Below are 17,489 nucleotides of genomic sequence, written 5' to 3'. Positions count from 1 at the left end.
CAGCGCGCTGCTTGGAGGCAGCGCGCTGTTTAGTATGACTGTAAGAAACTACGGTTTTACAGCTTTTTAACCATTTCTACATGTGGGATACCGGCATCCATAAATTCACCTGACACCGTTACGTACCCGAGCTTTTCATAGAAGCCTTCGGCATGGGTTTGACCATGGAGCTTTAGCTTCGATAAGCCTTTATCCACGGCTAGGCTTTCCATTTTGTTCATGATAAGCTTGCCAACTCCAGCTTGTCGATGTGAAGGCATTACGCAAATACGCTCCATCTTGCCATAGCCATCCACTACGCGTAAGCGACCAGCCCCAACTGGTTTTCCCTCATCATACACAACAAGATGCGTTGCTTCTTCTTCGTACTGGTCGATTTCTTCTTCCACATCGACTTGTTGTTCTTCAACGAACACTTTTAGTCTTACATAGTAAGCATCTTCACGCTCGTCTTGTGTTGTTACTACTTTAATTTCCATAGGACTTTATTCCTTTCCAAATCTAAATGTTTCAAAGACCGTCCATGTATCGTTTTCTAATTGGTACATTAAGTGAAAGCGGTCGATAACTTCTTCGTGCGCAACGTCTACTAATTTAAGCTGACTGTATACATCTAGATGTTCATCATCTGAAAGTCTTTGCCCGATAGTGACATGTGGAATAAACGTATGTTCAGTCGGCTGTTCGAGTTGCCCTTCATGTAACATATTGTAAAGAGCCGTTAGTTCAGCTTTTTGTTCAACTTTTAAATAAATCACATTGTTCACAGGAGAGAATGAACTAACTTTGGTTACGTTTAGCGTAAATGGCTTAGCATCTTTTGCAACTTGACGAAGCTGAGTAGCAATATGCTCTATTTCAGTTTCTGAAGCTTCAAATACTTCTTTTACCGTTAAATGTGGTGCAATTAATGAATAATGAGGGTCGTAACGCTTTCGGTAAGAGTTCGCTACATCTTGCAGTTTTTTTGATGGAAAAAGAACAACGCCAAATTTCATAAAAAATCCCTCCAACATAAATGATTTAAAATATGTATATCATTTGTTTAGTATAACAAATTTTCCGACAATGTGACATCTTTCTAACGAAGCATCATTTCAAGTGAACGTTTAATATCTTTTTGCCAATATTTCCACGTATGATCGCCATCAAATTCATCGTAAAAGACAGCATAGCCTTTAGAATTCATTGCTTCATGAAGCTGTCGGTTCGGCTCTATAAAATTTAATACGCCGTCTTTTGTTGTTTTCACAGCTGTTTCTTGTGTGCCGATAACGTGATAAAAATCAAGCAGAGAAGGAGTTGAGAATTCATTTACGGCTTGTAGTACAGCTTCGTTCACAAACGGTGAGTGCATAATAACGTTGCCGAACGTGTTTGGGTACTGGATAGCTGTTAATAAAGAAACGGTAGCAGCCAACGAATCCCCGATAAGTGTGCGGGTTTTGCCCATCTGATAAGTAGGATACTTCTCATCAAGAAACGGAATAAGCTCATGAGCTAAAAAGCGAATATATGCTTCGTTCTGTGAGCCGTTTGGGTGATATTTTTCACGACGATCAGACGGATCCTTATAAGGGATACCAACAAAAATGGTGCGATCGATGGCCGATTCTTTCATAAGCTCATCAATTAAGCGAGGCGCTCGGCCGTACATGACATAATCTTTCCCATCTTGTGCGATAAGCAGTGAGTACTTATACAGCGTTGAATAGTTTGAAGGCAAATACACAAGTAGCGTCACGTCTTCTTGAAGTGACTCGCTGTAAAAAGATAGTTCCTCTAAATGACGTTTGCTTTCTGACATGATATCGACTCCTATACTGATAGTGAATGAAAACGCTACCTTTATTGTAGCATATTTATAAGTAAGTGGGATAAAGAGAAAGCCATCGTCTGAGCAATTTAGTCAGACAATGGCGTGAATTTCTTCAAAAGAGCTTTCTCTTCTTGATTATTTGGATCAATTTCTCGAACAATATACTCTTCTTCTTGTTCATTAATCACGACGTATTCGTCTTCATTTTTAATATAGCTGTAAACAGCGTTATTTGAGTAATACCCATTCACGTTATCTAAAATGACACCTTGAGTCTTTTTGTCGTATAAGCGATACGTGCCATCCTCATTAATGATGGAGTAGTGGTTTCCTGCGAAAAACGCAACTTCGTCTTTATTGCTGCTAAATCCTGAAATGAGCAAAAAGATAATTTGACTAATAAAAAACAGTGCTGTGATGACGATTGCAGCTAATAAAATAATTTTCCCAAGCCTTTTCGGCTTATATTCTTCTTCGTGTTGTGCCATGCTGGTGCGTAATCAATACCTAAAGGGATGATTTTACGCTGTCCCTCCTTTTTTCTTTCAATTAATAAAATGATTATACCAATTAATAAGCAGATTCGCATAATTGTGTATGGTAGAAGTCTTAGTGAAAAAGGGTTTTGAGTGGATGTGTAGAACTATTGAAGGTAAGTAGCATGTACATCATTAGACAAAGGAGAGGGAGAAGATGACATCCAAAAAAATCCCAACAAGTAAAGAAGTAACGGCAGCGACGCTGAGTTTATTGGAAGAAAGAGGCGTTTCAGTATTTGATATTGCAGAAATTGTGTATGATCTTCAGCTTCCTTACCACCCAGACTTAACCATTCAACAATGTGGAGAAAGCGTTGAGCGTGTCTTGCAAAAACGTGAAATTCAGCATGCGCTTTTAGTCGGTATTGAACTAGATAAATTAGCGGAACAAGGTAAGCTTTCAGAACCTCTTCAAAGCATTGTAGAGCAAGATGAAGGGCTATTCGGCATTGATGAAACCATTGCGTTAGGAGCAGTTCTTACATATGGAAGCATTGCTGTAACGACGTTTGGTTATCTAGATAAGGTAAAAGTAGGCGTAATTAAAAAGTTAGATTGTAAAAAAGAGAATGAGCATAAGGTTCATACATTCTTAGATGATTTAATTGCGAGCGTTGCTTCAAGCGCAGCAAGTCGCTTGGCTCACCGTCAGCGAGATGAACTAGAAAGCTACCAAGAATCTCTGGAGAAACGATAATTATTTCGTGAAAAAAGCGAGAATATGCATCTCGCTTTTTTTGTTAGAGTTTAGTAGAAAGAAGGTGACTAAGAGAGGTGAGTCCAAGGTTCTCGTAAAAGGATTTGGCTTTTTGGTTAAAAGCCCATACGGTTAGCTGCAGCTCACTTGCTCCTTTTTTACGCCCCCATTCTTTCGTTCGATGAAATAGCTTTTTTCCAATTCCGTAATTATGCCACTCTTTTCGAACACCAAAATATTGAATGTAGGCAGTGTACATGAAAGATTGATCGTCAACAGGAGGAGAATATTTTAGCTCAACAACGGAAGCACCGATGATACGACCGTTGTGTTCAGCGACTAGAATGTCAGTGGAGTTATAGTATAGGATGGCCTGATACTGTTCGAAAGAAACGACGACGTGGTCTGTGGTAAATAAAGAGGGTAAAGCGTGGGCGTGAAGCTCTAAAGATTCTTTTAAAACCGCATTAACGCCGTGATAGTCATTTATGCTTGCTGTTCGGTAGACGATTTCCATTTTTCGTTTCACCTGCTTTTTTATCAGTTTACGTTTGACTAATTAAAAGCCCACTTAGCGTGAATACTTATAGCATATGAAAAAAAAGAAGGAATGTTAAAAAGCCTGCGTTATCGTATCACAGGCTTTTAAATGCGTGTTTCTGAGATGGCGTCTCGTACTCTTTCTAAAGAGTGCTTTGCTTTCTCCTTATTGGCAATCATAATATTGACGTAAAGAGCATCAATTAAGCTAAGTTGGCCGATTCGAGAAGCGAGGGCTTCAGAACGATATTCCGTTTCCTCAGAGCTTGTATATAGGGCAACGTCTACATTTTGACTAAGAGGTGATTTTGGAAAGCCCGTGATTCCAATTGTTTTCGCACCGTGCTGCTTTGCCGTGTTCAAAATGTTTAACGTATCTTTATTTGTACCTGAATGGGAGATAATGACTGCGACATCATGTTTTGCTAGCTGTGATGCTGACATAAGCTGAAAGTGAGAGTCAATAAACGCAAACACTTCCGTACCCGTTCGAACAAATTTATGGTAAGCATCCATGGCGATAATAGCGGATCCTCCTGTACCGTAAAAGTAAACTTTTTTGGCTTGCTGCAGGAGGTTAGTTGCTTTTTCAATCGCTTCTTTGTCTAAAATTTGAAGCGTGTTTTCAAGCGTTCGAATATTTGAGCGGAAAATTTTTTCAGCAATGACGCGTTCATTATCATCCTCATTAATTTCTTCATGGATTTGCTGAATAGGCGTCATAATTTCAGCTGCTAAAGAAATCTTCATAGCTTGATAGCCTTTAAAGCCGATTCGTTTGCAAAAGCGAAAAACCGTCGCATCGGCAACGTTTAGGTTATCAGCAACTTCATTAATCGTGCTGTGAATAATATCTTCTGGGTGTTCTAAAATATAATTCGCGATTTTCTTTTCCTTATCGCTAAAGCGAGCATAATGAGATCGAATGTTTCCTAAGCAGTTTTGCGTCATAAACTAATTTCCTTTCAGAATATTTGTAAAGCTAGTATAGCATAGAATAATTAACGAAAAAAATTTTCTTGTAATCGTTTGCGGTCATGAAAAAAATTTCGTATAATAGTAAATAGACAAGAAAATTTTTTTCTGGAGGACATACATCATGAAATTAGGTTTAGTAGGTTTAGGAAAAATGGGTTACAATTTAGCATTAAATTTACGTGACCACAATCACAATGTCGTAGCATTCGACTTAAATAAGGAAGCAGTAACAAAAATGAATGGTGAAGGCGTAGAAGCGTTTGACTCATTAGAGCAAGTAATTGAAAAATTACCATCTCCAAAAGTTGTTTGGGTAATGGTTCCAGCAGGAGATGCAACAGAACAAACGTTAGCGCAGCTTAAGGGTTTATTAAATGAAGGAGACATTGTCATTGACGGAGGTAACTCTAACTATAAAGAATCTGTACGCCGTGGCAACGACCTGAAAGAAAAAGGTATTTTCTTCTTTGACGTAGGTACAAGCGGTGGTATGGAAGGTGCTCGAAACGGAGCATGTACAATGATTGGTGGAGATAAAGAAGTATTTGGCACAATCGAGCCATTATTCCAAGATATCTGTGTAGAAAACGGCTATTTATATGCTGGTGAATGCGGAAGCGGCCACTACTTAAAAATGGTTCATAATGGTATCGAATACGGCATGATGCAAGCAATTGCTGAAGGATTTGAAGTGCTTGAGAAAAGCCAATTCGACTACGATTATGAAAAGGTAGCGCGCGTTTGGAACAACGGATCAGTTATTCGTTCATGGTTAATGGAACTAACGGAGAATGCGTTCTCTAAAGATCCGAAATTAGATGAAATTAGAGGGGTTATGCAGTCGTCTGGTGAAGGAAAGTGGACGGTTGAAGAAGCGCTTGATTTACAAGCACCAACGCCTGTGATTGCACTATCCTTAATGATGCGCTACCGTTCATTAGAGGAAGATACGTTTACGGGGAAAGTAGTAGCAGCTCTTCGCAATGAGTTCGGAGGACATAGCACAGTTAAGAAATAATCAAACAAGGGGGAAAGCAGCATGAGCACCAAATATGCAATCGGAGTTGATATCGGTACAACAAGCACAAAGTCCGTTCTATTTTCAAAAGATGGAACGGCTCTTTCACGAAAGGGAATTGAGTATCCTTTATATGCACCCGTACCGGATGTAGCAGAGCAAGACCCGGAGGAAATCTTTCAAGCTGTCATTACAACGATTAAAGGTGTGATGAAGGAAAGCGATGTGAATCCGGAAGATATTCTTTGCGTATCGTTTAGCTCTGCGATGCACAGCGTCATCGCAGTAGATGAAAGCGGTAAGCCAATCACAAAGTGTATTACGTGGGCAGACAACAGAAGTGCGAAGTGGGCAGAGAAGATTAAGAATGAGTGGAACGGGCATGAGATTTATCTGCGTACGGGAACACCTATTCATCCAATGTCACCATTAGCAAAGCTGACTTGGCTATCTCATGAGCATACAGATATTGTGAAAAGAGCTCATAAATTCATTTCCATTAAAGAATATGTGTTTCATAAGCTGTTTGGCGAATACGTAGTGGATTATTCAATTGCATCAGCTACAGGTATGTTTAACTTAAAGAGCTTAAACTGGGATGAAGAAGCGTTAAAAGTAAGCGGCGTATCAGCTGAAAAGCTATCAAAGCCGGTATCAACGACGCATTGTATGAAAGGCTTAAATCCAGAGCTTGCAAACGAAATGAACCTTTTACCTACGACTTCATTTATTGTTGGAGCAAGTGACGGAGTGCTTTCAAACCTTGGTGTAAATGCAATCAAACCTGGAGTTGTAGCGGTAACAATTGGAACAAGCGGTGCCATTCGTACCGTAACGGATCGTCCGGTTGTAGATCCAAAAGGCCGTATTTTCTGCTATGCGTTAACAGAAAACCACTGGGTAATTGGTGGCCCGGTCAACAATGGTGGAATGATCTTCAGATGGGCAAAAGAGCAGCTGGGTGCAGCCGAAGTCGAAACGGCTAAGCGCTTAGGGAAAGATCCGTACGAAATGCTAACGGATATTGCAAACACGGTGAAGCCAGGAGCGGATGGCTTGCTGTTCCATCCTTATTTATCTGGAGAAAGAGCGCCGCTTTGGGATGCTAATGCTAGAGGTTCATTCATTGGCCTTGGCTTACATCATAAAAAAGAGCATATGATTCGTGCCGTACTAGAAGGTGTTATCTTTAACCTTTATACAGTTTTATTAGCACTTGAAGAGCTTATTGGTGAGCCCAAGCAAATTCAAGCAACAGGTGGGTTTGCTCGTTCACCGCTATGGCGTCAAATGATGGCTGATATCTTTAATCAAGACGTATCGGTGCCTGAAAGCTTTGAAAGCTCTTGTTTAGGAGCAATTATTTTAGGCATGTACGGTTTAGGAGAAGTCGATTCTCTTGAAGTTGTTTCCGATATGGTAGGAGCAACGCATCATCATAAGCCAATTAAAGAGAATGTTTCTATTTATGAAGAACTAACACCTATCTATATTCGCTTATCTCGTTTACTAGGTGAAGAATATGCGAATATCGCAAGCTTTCAAAAGAAACATGTGGAATAATAAAATCACAAAAAAAGTACCTTTTGGTACTTTTTTTACATTAAAATATTATTTTTTCGAAAATAAGGTTGAATTAAGAAAAATTTTTTCATATAATCTAAGTAATTGATGAAATCGTTTTCGGCTAAAAGGTAATTGAAAGCGATGACAAGTTTAATAGTTTGGAAGCTTACAAGGCTTCAATTTATTTAAATGAAAAAAGAAACCGATTACATATCAAACAAGAGAGGCGGAATGAACATGGATACTTATTTATTACTGATGACTTTAGCATCGATTGTAATCGTTATCATAGGGGTTTCAGTGTTTAAATGGCATGCATTTATTAGCTTAACAGTAGCCAGCATCTTCTTAGCGGTTACGTCAGGCTTGGAATTAGATCAAATTGTAAAAGCGTACGAAACAGGAGTGGGCAGTGTACTTGGACACTTAGTTGGAATTTTAGCTCTTGGAACCATCCTTGGTAAATTAATGGCGGACTCCGGAGCAGGTATGCAAGTGGCAGACTTTTTTGTTCGTTCGTTTGGTGCAAAGCGTTTACCGTGGGCGATGCTTATCGCAGGATTCATTATCGGAATTCCCGTTTTCTTTGAAGTTGGTATCTTAATTTTACTACCGCTCGTTATTTCAATTCATAAAACAACAAAACAAAATATCTTATTAATTGCTTTACCAGTTATCGCAGGGTTGTCGATTGTACACGGATTGGTACCACCCCATCCAGGTGCACTAGCTGCCATCAGCATTTATGATGCAAATCTTGGACGTGTTCTTTTATACTCATTAATCGTTGCCATTCCAGCAGCTATTATTGCGGGGCCAGTATACGCAAAATGGATTCATAAGCGCGTTGTTCCACAAGGTGAGCCAGAGCTTATTCGCGTAACAACTGTTTCAAAAGAATTACCTGGAACAGGGATTTCATTCTTTGTTATTTTATTACCAGTTTTACTCATGATTTTATCAGCGGTTGCGCCGTACTTACCGTTAGGAAGCAGCCTTGAAAAGCTTTTAGTCTTTATCGGTAGCCCGTTAATCGCACTATTGATTGCGTGTTTTGTCGCTTTCTATTTCTTAGGTATGAAGCAAGGGATGACAAAAGAAACAATTAAAAAGCTATCAGAAGAGTGCTTGCTGCCAGTTGGTTCAATTATTCTAATCATCGGTGCAGGTGGAGGATTTAAAGAAGTTCTAATTGAAAGCGGTGTAGGTACAACAATCGCTCAAATGTCAGAGAATCTTTCACTATCACCACTTGTTCTAGCGTTTATGATTGCAGGGTTAATTCGTATCGCAACCGGTTCAGCAACAGTAGCACTCACAACGGCCGCAGGAATTGTATCACCGGTTATCGAGCATATGTCAGGTGTAAATCTAGAACTTCTTGTTATTGCAACAGGCGCAGGTTCACTGATGTTCTCACACGTTAACGATGCAGGTTTCTGGATGGTAAAAGAATACCTAGGCTTAACGGTAAAAGAAACGTTCCAAACATGGACGGTACTTGAAACATTGCTTTCATTTATTGCGTTCGGTACGGTGCTTATCGTAAACCTAATTGTTTAATTTTGAAACGCTCTTTCTACATAGGAAGAGCGTTTTGTGCTACATTAGAGAAGTAAAGCATAAAGGGGGGAAAACATGCCACAGACGTTTCACGGAACAGAACTTTTAAAGGATTTCAAATGGTTTTCAGAGCCAATCCATTTCGAATTAAACGAGCAACATCTTGTCATCAAACCTGAGGCCAATACAGATTTCTGGCAGCGAACGCACTACGGTTTTCAAGTAGATAACGGTCACTTTCTTTATAAAGAAGTATCTGGAGATTTTCAGCTTACTACGAAAGTGCATACCAAGCCTGTGAACCGCTACGATCAAGCTGGATTAATGGTACGCGTCTCAAAGGATACGTGGATTAAATCATCCGTTGAGTACATTCCGAACGAAGCAAACAAGCTAGGAGCGGTTGTTACCAATAACGGCTACTCAGACTGGTCTACGCAGGATTTTGAAGAAGATCAGTCAGCTCTTTACTTTCGAATGAAGAAAGTAGGGCAAGACTACTCACTCTATTACTCTATTGACGGTGAGAAGTGGAAACAGTTAAGAATTGCGCATTTATTCACAGAAGAAGAGACTGTGCAAATCGGTATCTATGCATGCAGTCCGCAGGGAGAAGGATACGAGGCTTCGTTTGAATTTGTTGAAATTCAGCAATAAAAAAGCAGCGGGATGTTTAAAAGAGATATAACTCTTTTGCGTCCCGCTGCTTTTGCTTATCTTATGAAAAGCTGTCCATTAAAAATAAATAGAAGTGCTGTTGAAGAAGCATAGGAAGGTCTTCTTCCGCAATCGTTTCTTTCGTTTTCTGTCCATTTTCTGTAACGATGAGCGTCGAATCAGAAAGCGTTTTGCGTCCTTCCTTTGTGGCAATTGTAACTAAGCGCTTATGCGTAAAAGGCGACTCTGGTGACGTTTGATTAAACTCACACATCGGCGCAAACTCATGAAATTCTTTTGGCACTGTCGACACGCGGTGCAGCGTTTTCCATTGATTGTCTTCAAAGCGTTGAAGGTCATAGTGAGCTTCGTCTATTTGAAGCGCTCGGTATTCACCGCTAACGTCCTTAACAACCTCTCCAGAAAGCGGGACAGGTTTTCGAACTGAATCGCCAAAACCAACGTCCACCAGGTACGTTTCACCGTCTAGATAAACAAGATTCGTTGCGTGGCTGCCTTCAATCGTCCACGAACCGTCGGGCTTTTTCACCGTCGCTCCCACGTAGTGAGCATCATAGCCGATTTCACGAAGCAGCCAGCCAAACAAACCGTTTAGTTCATAGCAAAAACCCCCGCGAAGATTGATCACCACTTTTTCAAAAATGCGCTCAAGGTCCGTAACAATCGGCGTCTTGCTGATTACGTCCAGGTTCTCAAATGGAATATGAAGCATATGCTTTTCCTGCAAAAATGCCAGGTTCTCAAGCGTTGGCTCAGCGGGACGCTTAGCCAAAAAGCGAGTAAGGTAATATTGACTATTCAAAGGAACATCCTCCTTTAGTTGAAAGCGTTCTATATCCGATAAAGAAAGTATTGACAACTCATCAGATTCATCTCTATAATAATATCAATACATACATCATATTGCGACTTGTTAGCTCAGCGGGAGAGCACTTCCTTGACAGGGAAGGGGTCGGGGGTTCAAATCCCTCACAGGTCATATTTAAATAATGCTCAAATCCTTTTGTATAAAGGATTTGGGCATTTTGTTTTGATTATCCTAACCAAATAAATAAAATTTGACGATGAGTTATTGTTACCATATTTTAGATATTTTCACTTATATATAAAGTCAGCAATAAACTAATTAATAAATAATAAGGTTTACTTCAGTAAAATAAGGTATAGTATATTTGGTGAAGTAATTTTTAAAGGACAAGAAATGTAGGTGAACAAAGTGAGCAAATATCTATTGGATACCAAAGGCCAGATGGCTATGACAAAGTATCATGAAAAACAAAAAAATACTAAAGTTGATAAAAAGCAGCACCTTGAAAAACTTCGTGCGGAGTATTTGAAAAAGAAGCAAAAATAAATAGATGAATAAGGTGAATGAAAACATAGGAAGATGAAGATCTTCCTATGTTTTTTTATTTGAAGTTCTTTTTTAATTGATGATAGAGTTTATCATTTTCAAGAATTTTAATAGAAAAACTAATTTCTTTAGTGTTTTTTAATATTTTCCAGCTCAAATTTAGTAAACTAGTATAGATTGAGGAGAAATATAGGAGGACTTACTGATGAGCACTCAGACATTTGAAATGAACATAGATGGAGAAACAATTAGATGGGAAGAAACATCTCATGCTCAAATTTTTCGTAATTTCTGGCAGTTTTTTGTGGAAAAAGATTTACAAAAAACAATTGAAATAATAGAGCTGACAGGTATACGCACGGCCGATTCAGAATATATGGTAGGTAAAAATGGAATTAAAAGAAAAAATCTTTTTATAAAAGATAATTACTACGTCCACATGCACTTAAACCCAGCAGCAATGCAAAAAGTATATGAAAAATTCATAAAGAGCTGGCAGAGTATTGATAAACAATCTAAGGATGAAACTCTTAGCAGGGAACAACAGCAAGTGTTCAAGGAACTACAAACAGCAGAAAAGAAGAATGTGAAATCTATTTATGAAAAAAACCCTGCAGTTGCTGCAGTTGCGGCGAACCATAACTTATATGATAGCTCTGTAAGTGTAGAACCTGTCGTTACGAAACTATCTGACGGCACAGAACCTCTAAGAATTCTTTTTGGTCATTCAGCGAGCAATAATGAACCATTGTATTGGTACCCAACTACGACTAGCAAGATTATGCATACAAATACAGGTATCGTTGGTACGATGGGGACAGGGAAAACTCAGTTTACGAAATCTCTTATTAAACAAATACATGAGGGCTCTCTATCCAATTTAAATGGAACGCCTATTGATATTCTCATTTTTGATTATAAAGGTGACTATATTAAAGACGACTTTGTGGAAGCGACAAATGCTACAATTTATCAGCCATATCACCTTCCATATAATCCGCTATCGTTATATAGGGGGAAACAACCAAAGCCGTTATTACCTTTACATACAGCTAGTACCATTAAAGAAACCATTTCGAATGCATTTAATTTAGGTATAAAGCAACAGCAATTATTAAACGATTTAATTGTTGAATCTTATTCACAAGTTGGTATTCATAAAGCCGATATGTCTACATGGGATCTGGTACCACCTACATTAAATAATGTGTTTGAACGATTTATGGATAGAGAGGATGTAAAAGAAGACAGTCTGTATGCAGCATTAAAACAAATTTATGACTTTGAAATTTTCTCTCCAACTAGCGAGGAGACACAGTCTCTATACGACATGATACAAGGTGTAACGGTTATCAATCTAGCTGGTTATGACCAAAGTGTTCAGAATTTAATAGTAGGAATTACCTTAGACACTTTCTATTCTCAGATGTCTACAAAAGGGCACAGCACAATCCAAGGAGATTATCGTGAGTTAACAAAAATGATCCTTGTTGATGAGGCAGATAATTTCTTGAGTCAAAACTTCACTTCTTTAAAGAAAGTTATGAAGGAAGGGAGAGAATATGGAGTTGGTGTGATTTTATCAACTCAATTTTTAGATCATTTTGCAACAGCGGATAATAACTATACGCAATATATATTGACTTGGATTATACATAGAGTGTCTACGATTAAAAAGAAAGAAGTACAAGCTATTTTCAGTCCAGAAACCCAAACTGAGGGTGTACATATCGTTAATAAGATAGCACAACTTCCAAAGCACTATAGCTTAGTTACATCTGTTACCAATAATAAATACGAAATTATGGAAGATATGGCGTTCTGGAAGCTTTTAAGTTAAACATAAATTTCTGGTAAAGAACCCTTTGCGTAAGAACAATGGAGTGGATTGCAGGAGGTTAAAACATGAAGGGTTATATTGGAGTTACGTCTAGGGAGTGGTTTACGTATTTATCTTTGCATAATAAAGCAAGCGAATTTAACTTTTGGCGTAAGGATACTAAAAACTTTCAATCCCTAACCAAGGGAGAACCGTTCTTTTTTCTTGTGAAAAATGATAAGAGAGTTAAAGGCGAAAGAGCGGTATTGGGAATGGCTACGTACCTGCGTTTCGAGGTACTAAAAGCATCAGAAGCATGGGACAGATACCGTAATGCCAATGGTGATGACGAGAAAGAAGTTTTTATAGGTAGAATGAATACTATGTTTGGAGCTGGTGCACATACGGGGCAAATAGGATGTATCATTCTTACAGACTTCAAACTATTTTATAATCCAGTGTTATTAAGCGAAATAGGGATACCGTTTAAAAATAGCGTTGTATCTGGAAAAGGGATAACAGAAGCAGAAGTAGAAGCCGTTTTAGAGTATGGATTTAGTACGGTTGGTGATGTAATACGTAAGCTGACCGAAGCAGATCTTATTGGCTTTACGGAAGATGATGAAGGATTTTCAGAAGGGAAAATAAAGCTAAAACAACACTTAGTCAGAGAACGTAATCCTGAAGTGATCAAGCTAGCAAAGGAACGTTTCTTACAAAAGCACGGTAAGTTATTTTGCGAGGTATGCAAGTTTGATTTTCAGCAATACTACGGTGAGCTAGGAAATGGTTATATAGAAGGTCATCATACGAAACCTGTATCAGAAATGGACGACAATCATGAAACAAAAGTAGAAGATATCGCTCTAGTATGTGCTAACTGTCACCGTATGCTACATCGTAAACGACCATGGTTGTCAATAAGTGAACTCCAGCAATTACTACATATAAAAAATCCATGGATTTCATAAAATCCATGGATTTCATAAAATCCATGGATTTTTTATATGTCATTCACCTAAGCATAACTGATTCTTTCCAGCTCGGAATGTAAACTTCTCCGTTATACTGAACTTCACATATCGTTCTTAAACTGATTCTTCTTAATCTATACTCAATATTGTTTCTTATAAAAAACTGCTTATCATCATAATTTATAGAGGTAACGTTGATGTTTTGATTGTTTAATAGGAATCTCAGTGTTACATCTTGTCCGTCTTCATTGGCTTTTATAGTTCCTTTAAAAGGGTTTATTTTAATGTTGAATTGTTCCGACAGCTCTTTGGCAAATAGAGCTACCTGAGATCCATTGAGTTCCCATGTTGTGATCATTAAATCTAACAGCAACTTTTTTTGGTTTTCGAAATCCACAAAAATCACTCCTTTTTACTCTTAATAGTTACATAGGTATCGTAGACATTTATGCTAGAGGTTAGCAATTTTGTACACATATTTTTGTATTTTAATACATATTGTATCATAAATTTTCATATAATTTGAGGAATATTTTTGTTTTTGTGAATGGAATAACTTTGTTATTAATTAACTTAAAGAGAATTAATTAACAAAATTAAAAAGAATCTTTTATATAATCCATTCTTTTTGTGCCACTATTGATATGGTATACCCCTTATTAAAGGTAAAAAAATAGTATGATTTACATAGTTCTGAATTGGGTGATGTATTCTCTGATAAACACCATTTAAGAAAAATACTTATGGTATATTTTATTCCTATATAATTATTTTTGCATAAAACAAGTATATATATTGCATTCTTATTCTGTGTCTACATTCTTTCAAAAAGGTGATTAATGAAATTTTATTTCTTCTATATATAATAAAAAACTATTTATATGAAATTAGATGTATAAGAGATTACTAGTCGGGGAATAGTAGAACTAGAAACTTTTATATGGGAGGGAAATTCAATGAGCGAAAACAAAAACATTTTTTCTACATTTGTTAGTGAAGATCAATTTGACCTACGTTCATACATTACTTACTTATTTATTAATGAGTGCGAGCAAGGTGAATCAACAAGCTAAATTAAATACAAAACTTAAGGTCAAACTGATTACGGATAAAAAGACTTCTTACAAAATCTGCCGACTCTATGAAAGTTGTAAAATCCAAAACAAACTGGTTTTTATAAGTAATAACTCTCGAATTAGCTATTAAACGAAAATTACATACGCATAGTTTCACTTTTAATGGCATTGTCTTTATTCTCTAAAAAGAAAGAGAGAATGATAAATAAGAGAGACACACAAGAAGGTTTGCTAAGGATGTAGGGCAATCATGGGTTGCACTTCTTCAGCTACATCCATTGTCAATTCTACTTCAATAAAAAGCTCTCGACGCTTGTATATAAAGTATAAATAGATATAAATAAAAAGAGCCAGCCAAAACCTTTACTTTTATTTTGAAATTGTACCAGTCCTATTATTAACATGACTAAACCGAAAAGTAACGTCGCGTAGGGCTGCAAAGTATAATCCTTTGTTATGAAACTATATACGATAAGAGGAAGAGCTATAACCGACAAAATAAGTTGTAAACGGATTAACATTTGTAAGTACTCTTTTAGAATTATTTGCACGGTCGGCAGGACCCGCAATGCTAATGAGCGGATAGCATTGAACTTGTACCGGAATCTTCCTTGGGTGTATCATCATCGCTAGAATCTTCAACTGGTGGCACTGGAAAGTTCCTTTAAAGAGACCTCCTATTTCGCTAGATAGTCATAATGATGCTATATAATAGTCTTTAGAAAATAAAAAAGTATGAGAGTCATTGTTGGAAACATAATGGCTCTTTTTTATGTCTAGGTAAATAAAGTTGGTCAACCTTCTGTGCAAGAGCTTCCAATGAAATAACAATAAAAAGAATGAGAAGTAGTTCTAGGCTACCTCTCATTCTTTTTCTACTTTCGATGGGGATCTTTATTAAATACTTTACCTTTGTCTAAAAAGTTTCCTTAGGTAAAATATTTGGTATTATTATATTCCCTCATTCATAAAATATCAATAGAATCGGTTTATTTTACTTTTTTTATTCGAATAAAAAAATGTGCATTTTAAAACTGTTCTTAACCCTCTATAAATAGAGCTTGTTTGACCAACTCAATGAGAAAATGTTTACAAAATTGCGCATGGGCTATATAATTTGATTAATATAAAAAAGTTTCCTTAAGGAAAAATATTTTTACCCTGTTAGTAATGCAGCGGTATTATATTTTTTTACCTAAGTTTTGCCCATATGCAAAAAAGTTAAATGAACACAAAAGAAAGGAGATAACGTAAAATGACTGATGCAATCGTTGTAAAAGACTTGTTTGTATCGTATCAAGGTAATCAAGTAGTAAAGGATGTTTCGTTCACCATTGAAAAAGGGCTTCTTGTTGGAATCATTGGTCCGAATGGGGCTGGCAAATCAACGTTAATGAAAGCTATTTTAGATTTAATCCCTAATGATAAAGGACATATTGAAGTCCTAGGACAGGATATCCGAAGCGCTAGGAAGCAAATTGCCTACGTGCCCCAGCGAAGTGCGATTGACTGGGATTTTCCAATTACCGTTTTAGACGTTGTATTAATTGGGACGTATCCATCCTTAGGAGTAATGAAAAGACCTAAGAAAGAGCAGAAGAGCTGGGCGTTGCAGTGTTTGCACAAAGTGGGAATGGAAGAATTTAAAAACCGTCAGATTGGCGAATTGTCAGGTGGTCAACAGCAACGCGTATTCTTAGCAAGAGCGCTTGCTCAAAAAGCAGAGGTACTTTTCTTAGACGAACCATTTGTTGGAATAGACGTAACGAGTGAAGAAACCATTATTAATATTCTAAGAGAGTTGCGTCAACAAGGAAAAACAACGGTCGTTGTACATCATGATTTGAGTAAAGCAGAGTCTTACTTTGATAAATTGCTTCTTTTAAATAAAGAGTTGATTCATTATGGAGAAGTAAATAGCGTACTGGAACCAGCTGTGATGGTAAAAGCCTACGTCAATCAAGAACTATTCTTTAATCCCCAAACGGAGGTGCATTCATCATGAAAGTTGTGGAGTTTATGAATGCCTTAATGCAATATAGCTTTCTACAAAAAGCTTTGTTAACGTCCGTTATGGTGGGAATCATTTGCGGAGTGATTGGCTGTTTTATTGTTTTAAGAGGAATGGCCCTGATGGGAGACGCGATTTCACACGCGGTTCTTCCGGGAGTTGCGATTTCCTATATGCTTGGCATCAATTATTTTATCGGTGCAGTTTTAACAGGCGTTATCACTGCTCTTGGAATAGGGTTTGTTAGCCAAAATAGTCGTATTAAACACGATATGGCAATTGGAATTATGTTTACATCCGTATTTGCTATAGGAATTATTTTAATTACCTTTATGAAGAGCAGTTCTGACCTTTATCACATTTTATTTGGAAACGTGCTTTCTGTACGTTCTTCTGATATGTGGACTACACTCATTATCGGTTTCGTTATTATCGGGCTTGTGTATTTATTTTATAAAGAGCTTTTGGTATCAACGTTTGATCCAACCATGGCACAAAGCTACGGCTTGCCAAATAAATGGATTCATTACGGACTCATGGTTCTTTTAACGATGGTGACAGTTGCCTCGCTTCAAACTGTCGGAATTATTCTCGTAGTTGCCATGCTAATAACGCCTGCTGCTACAGCCTACCTATTAACAAACAGGTTATGGGTCATGATTCACTTAGCTGCTGGTATCGGAGCGCTTTCTTCTATAATAGGGTTATATTTTAGCTTCTCATACAATCTTGCTTCAGGAGCGACCATCGTTATTGTTGCGACACTCCTATTTGCACTAGCATTTTTCTTTTCACCTTCACAAGGATTATTTTGGAGAACGCTAAAAATTCGTAAAAATAGAGCTAAGCTTTCATAA

General features: G+C 37.5%; 19 protein-coding genes and 1 tRNA gene. 11 read left to right on the top strand and 9 right to left on the bottom strand.

From position 1 onward, the window contains the following. Positions 1 to 56 precede the first annotated feature (56 nt). From V2145_RS15315 to V2145_RS15300, 4 genes are all read right to left on the bottom strand, one after another. On the bottom strand, positions 57 to 479 hold the full coding sequence (locus V2145_RS15315; RefSeq protein ID WP_131887331.1) for a GNAT family N-acetyltransferase: 423 nt from the start codon (positions 477 to 479) through the stop codon (positions 57 to 59). Positions 480 to 485: 6 nt separating this feature from the next. Next, positions 486 to 998 carry a YjcG family protein gene (locus V2145_RS15310; RefSeq protein WP_094913020.1) on the bottom strand — a complete coding sequence of 171 codons (513 nt, stop codon included), beginning with the start codon at positions 996 to 998 and terminating at the stop codon, positions 486 to 488. Between the two features lie 83 nt (positions 999 to 1,081). Beyond that, positions 1,082 to 1,807 carry an alpha/beta hydrolase gene (locus V2145_RS15305; RefSeq protein WP_330987979.1) on the bottom strand — a complete coding sequence of 242 codons (726 nt, stop codon included), beginning with the start codon at positions 1,805 to 1,807 and terminating at the stop codon, positions 1,082 to 1,084. 98 nt (positions 1,808 to 1,905) lie between these two features. Next, positions 1,906 to 2,307, bottom strand: coding sequence for a hypothetical protein (locus V2145_RS15300; RefSeq protein ID WP_311859231.1), 402 nt, complete (start codon positions 2,305 to 2,307; stop codon positions 1,906 to 1,908). A 205-nt stretch (positions 2,308 to 2,512) separates the two neighbouring features. Between V2145_RS15300 and V2145_RS15295 the strand changes: the two genes are divergently transcribed. Beyond that, positions 2,513 to 3,055, top strand: coding sequence for a phosphatidylglycerophosphatase A family protein (locus V2145_RS15295; RefSeq protein ID WP_311859228.1), 543 nt, complete (start codon positions 2,513 to 2,515; stop codon positions 3,053 to 3,055). A gap of 43 nt (positions 3,056 to 3,098) precedes the next feature. Here the strand turns inward: V2145_RS15295 and V2145_RS15290 are convergent, their stop codons facing one another. Further along, positions 3,099 to 3,572, bottom strand: coding sequence for a GNAT family N-acetyltransferase (locus tag V2145_RS15290; RefSeq protein WP_311859226.1), 474 nt, complete (start codon positions 3,570 to 3,572; stop codon positions 3,099 to 3,101). A gap of 128 nt (positions 3,573 to 3,700) precedes the next feature. Continuing rightward, the gene (locus V2145_RS15285) at positions 3,701 to 4,546 is read right to left on the bottom strand and encodes a MurR/RpiR family transcriptional regulator (RefSeq protein ID WP_311859223.1); all 846 of its coding nucleotides are present in this window, start codon (positions 4,544 to 4,546) and stop codon (positions 3,701 to 3,703) included. A 148-nt stretch (positions 4,547 to 4,694) separates the two neighbouring features. Here V2145_RS15285 and gnd point away from each other — a divergent pair, with 148 nt between their 5' ends. The 4 genes from gnd to V2145_RS15265 all read left to right on the top strand — a co-directional run bounded on the left by gnd (position 4,695) and on the right by V2145_RS15265 (position 9,377). Next, positions 4,695 to 5,591, top strand: coding sequence for a phosphogluconate dehydrogenase (NAD(+)-dependent, decarboxylating) (gene gnd, locus V2145_RS15280; RefSeq protein ID WP_094913014.1), 897 nt, complete (start codon positions 4,695 to 4,697; stop codon positions 5,589 to 5,591). A gap of 21 nt (positions 5,592 to 5,612) precedes the next feature. Continuing rightward, the gene (gene gntK / locus V2145_RS15275; RefSeq protein WP_311859218.1) at positions 5,613 to 7,154 is read left to right on the top strand and encodes a gluconokinase; all 1,542 of its coding nucleotides are present in this window, start codon (positions 5,613 to 5,615) and stop codon (positions 7,152 to 7,154) included. Positions 7,155 to 7,394: 240 nt separating this feature from the next. Next, entirely contained in the window at positions 7,395 to 8,720 is a 1,326-nt protein-coding gene (locus V2145_RS15270) for a GntP family permease (RefSeq protein ID WP_131887326.1), read from the top strand. 75 nt (positions 8,721 to 8,795) lie between these two features. Beyond that, on the top strand, positions 8,796 to 9,377 hold the full coding sequence (locus V2145_RS15265) for a DUF1349 domain-containing protein (protein ID WP_094913011.1): 582 nt from the start codon (positions 8,796 to 8,798) through the stop codon (positions 9,375 to 9,377). Between the two features lie 61 nt (positions 9,378 to 9,438). On the opposite strand, the gene V2145_RS15260 is transcribed toward V2145_RS15265, so the two are convergent. After that, positions 9,439 to 10,200, bottom strand: a complete 762-nt coding sequence (locus V2145_RS15260; RefSeq protein WP_311859210.1) for an arylamine N-acetyltransferase family protein — start codon at positions 10,198 to 10,200, stop codon at positions 9,439 to 9,441. 105 nt (positions 10,201 to 10,305) lie between these two features. Between V2145_RS15260 and V2145_RS15255 the strand changes: the two genes are divergently transcribed. The 4 genes from V2145_RS15255 (at position 10,306) to V2145_RS15240 (ending at position 13,542) form a co-directional block, all read left to right on the top strand. Continuing rightward, positions 10,306 to 10,377, top strand: a tRNA-Val gene (locus V2145_RS15255). Between the two features lie 237 nt (positions 10,378 to 10,614). After that, entirely contained in the window at positions 10,615 to 10,752 is a 138-nt protein-coding gene (locus tag V2145_RS15250; protein WP_094913009.1) for a hypothetical protein, read from the top strand. Between the two features lie 205 nt (positions 10,753 to 10,957). Beyond that, positions 10,958 to 12,592, top strand: a complete 1,635-nt coding sequence (locus V2145_RS15245) for an ATP-binding protein (protein ID WP_330987978.1) — start codon at positions 10,958 to 10,960, stop codon at positions 12,590 to 12,592. A gap of 65 nt (positions 12,593 to 12,657) precedes the next feature. Further along, positions 12,658 to 13,542, top strand: coding sequence for an HNH endonuclease (locus V2145_RS15240; RefSeq protein WP_256993410.1), 885 nt, complete (start codon positions 12,658 to 12,660; stop codon positions 13,540 to 13,542). Positions 13,543 to 13,585: 43 nt separating this feature from the next. Here V2145_RS15240 and V2145_RS15235 read toward each other — a convergent pair whose 3' ends face one another. Then, positions 13,586 to 13,942 (bottom strand): hypothetical protein, encoded by a 357-nt coding sequence (locus V2145_RS15235; protein ID WP_094912216.1) that lies wholly within the window; start codon positions 13,940 to 13,942, stop codon positions 13,586 to 13,588. Between the two features lie 966 nt (positions 13,943 to 14,908). Beyond that, positions 14,909 to 15,142 (bottom strand): DUF3953 domain-containing protein, encoded by a 234-nt coding sequence (locus tag V2145_RS21475; protein ID WP_430488008.1) that lies wholly within the window; start codon positions 15,140 to 15,142, stop codon positions 14,909 to 14,911. 734 nt (positions 15,143 to 15,876) lie between these two features. Here V2145_RS21475 and V2145_RS15230 point away from each other — a divergent pair. Both V2145_RS15230 and V2145_RS15225 read left to right on the top strand, forming a co-directional pair. Continuing rightward, positions 15,877 to 16,626 carry a metal ABC transporter ATP-binding protein gene (locus tag V2145_RS15230; RefSeq protein ID WP_311859181.1) on the top strand — a complete coding sequence of 250 codons (750 nt, stop codon included), beginning with the start codon at positions 15,877 to 15,879 and terminating at the stop codon, positions 16,624 to 16,626. Next, the gene (locus tag V2145_RS15225) at positions 16,623 to 17,489 is read left to right on the top strand and encodes a metal ABC transporter permease (protein WP_311859179.1); all 867 of its coding nucleotides are present in this window, start codon (positions 16,623 to 16,625) and stop codon (positions 17,487 to 17,489) included. The genes V2145_RS15230 and V2145_RS15225 overlap by 4 nt, the downstream gene beginning before the upstream one ends.

It is taken from the genome of Priestia sp. GS2 (genome assembly GCF_036409025.1).
Taxonomy (GTDB): Bacteria; Bacillota; Bacilli; order Bacillales; family Bacillaceae_H; genus Priestia; species Priestia aryabhattai_A.
The sequence above is the reverse complement of the archived record's forward strand: the minus strand, read 5'-3'. Positions and strand labels throughout refer to the sequence as shown.

Excerpts from the sequence above, each read along its gene's own strand:
- V2145_RS15315 (WP_131887331.1), bottom strand. The coding sequence starts at position 479 with ATGGAAATTAAAGTAGTAACAACACAAGACGAGCGTGAAGATGCTTAC.
- V2145_RS15310 (WP_094913020.1), bottom strand. The coding sequence starts at position 998 with ATGAAATTTGGCGTTGTTCTTTTTCCATCAAAAAAACTGCAAGATGTA.
- V2145_RS15305 (WP_330987979.1), bottom strand. The coding sequence starts at position 1,807 with ATGTCAGAAAGCAAACGTCATTTAGAGGAACTATCTTTTTACAGCGAG.
- V2145_RS15300 (WP_311859231.1), bottom strand. The coding sequence starts at position 2,307 with ATGGCACAACACGAAGAAGAATATAAGCCGAAAAGGCTTGGGAAAATT.
- V2145_RS15295 (WP_311859228.1), top strand. The coding sequence starts at position 2,513 with ATGACATCCAAAAAAATCCCAACAAGTAAAGAAGTAACGGCAGCGACG.
- V2145_RS15290 (WP_311859226.1), bottom strand. The coding sequence starts at position 3,572 with ATGGAAATCGTCTACCGAACAGCAAGCATAAATGACTATCACGGCGTT.
- V2145_RS15285 (WP_311859223.1), bottom strand. The coding sequence starts at position 4,546 with ATGACGCAAAACTGCTTAGGAAACATTCGATCTCATTATGCTCGCTTT.
- gnd (WP_094913014.1), top strand. The coding sequence starts at position 4,695 with ATGAAATTAGGTTTAGTAGGTTTAGGAAAAATGGGTTACAATTTAGCA.
- gntK (WP_311859218.1), top strand. The coding sequence starts at position 5,613 with ATGAGCACCAAATATGCAATCGGAGTTGATATCGGTACAACAAGCACA.
- V2145_RS15270 (WP_131887326.1), top strand. The coding sequence starts at position 7,395 with ATGGATACTTATTTATTACTGATGACTTTAGCATCGATTGTAATCGTT.
- V2145_RS15265 (WP_094913011.1), top strand. The coding sequence starts at position 8,796 with ATGCCACAGACGTTTCACGGAACAGAACTTTTAAAGGATTTCAAATGG.
- V2145_RS15245 (WP_330987978.1), top strand. The coding sequence starts at position 10,958 with ATGAGCACTCAGACATTTGAAATGAACATAGATGGAGAAACAATTAGA.
- V2145_RS15240 (WP_256993410.1), top strand. The coding sequence starts at position 12,658 with ATGAAGGGTTATATTGGAGTTACGTCTAGGGAGTGGTTTACGTATTTA.
- V2145_RS21475 (WP_430488008.1), bottom strand. The coding sequence starts at position 15,142 with ATGTTAATCCGTTTACAACTTATTTTGTCGGTTATAGCTCTTCCTCTT.
- V2145_RS15230 (WP_311859181.1), top strand. The coding sequence starts at position 15,877 with ATGACTGATGCAATCGTTGTAAAAGACTTGTTTGTATCGTATCAAGGT.
- V2145_RS15225 (WP_311859179.1), top strand. The coding sequence starts at position 16,623 with ATGAAAGTTGTGGAGTTTATGAATGCCTTAATGCAATATAGCTTTCTA.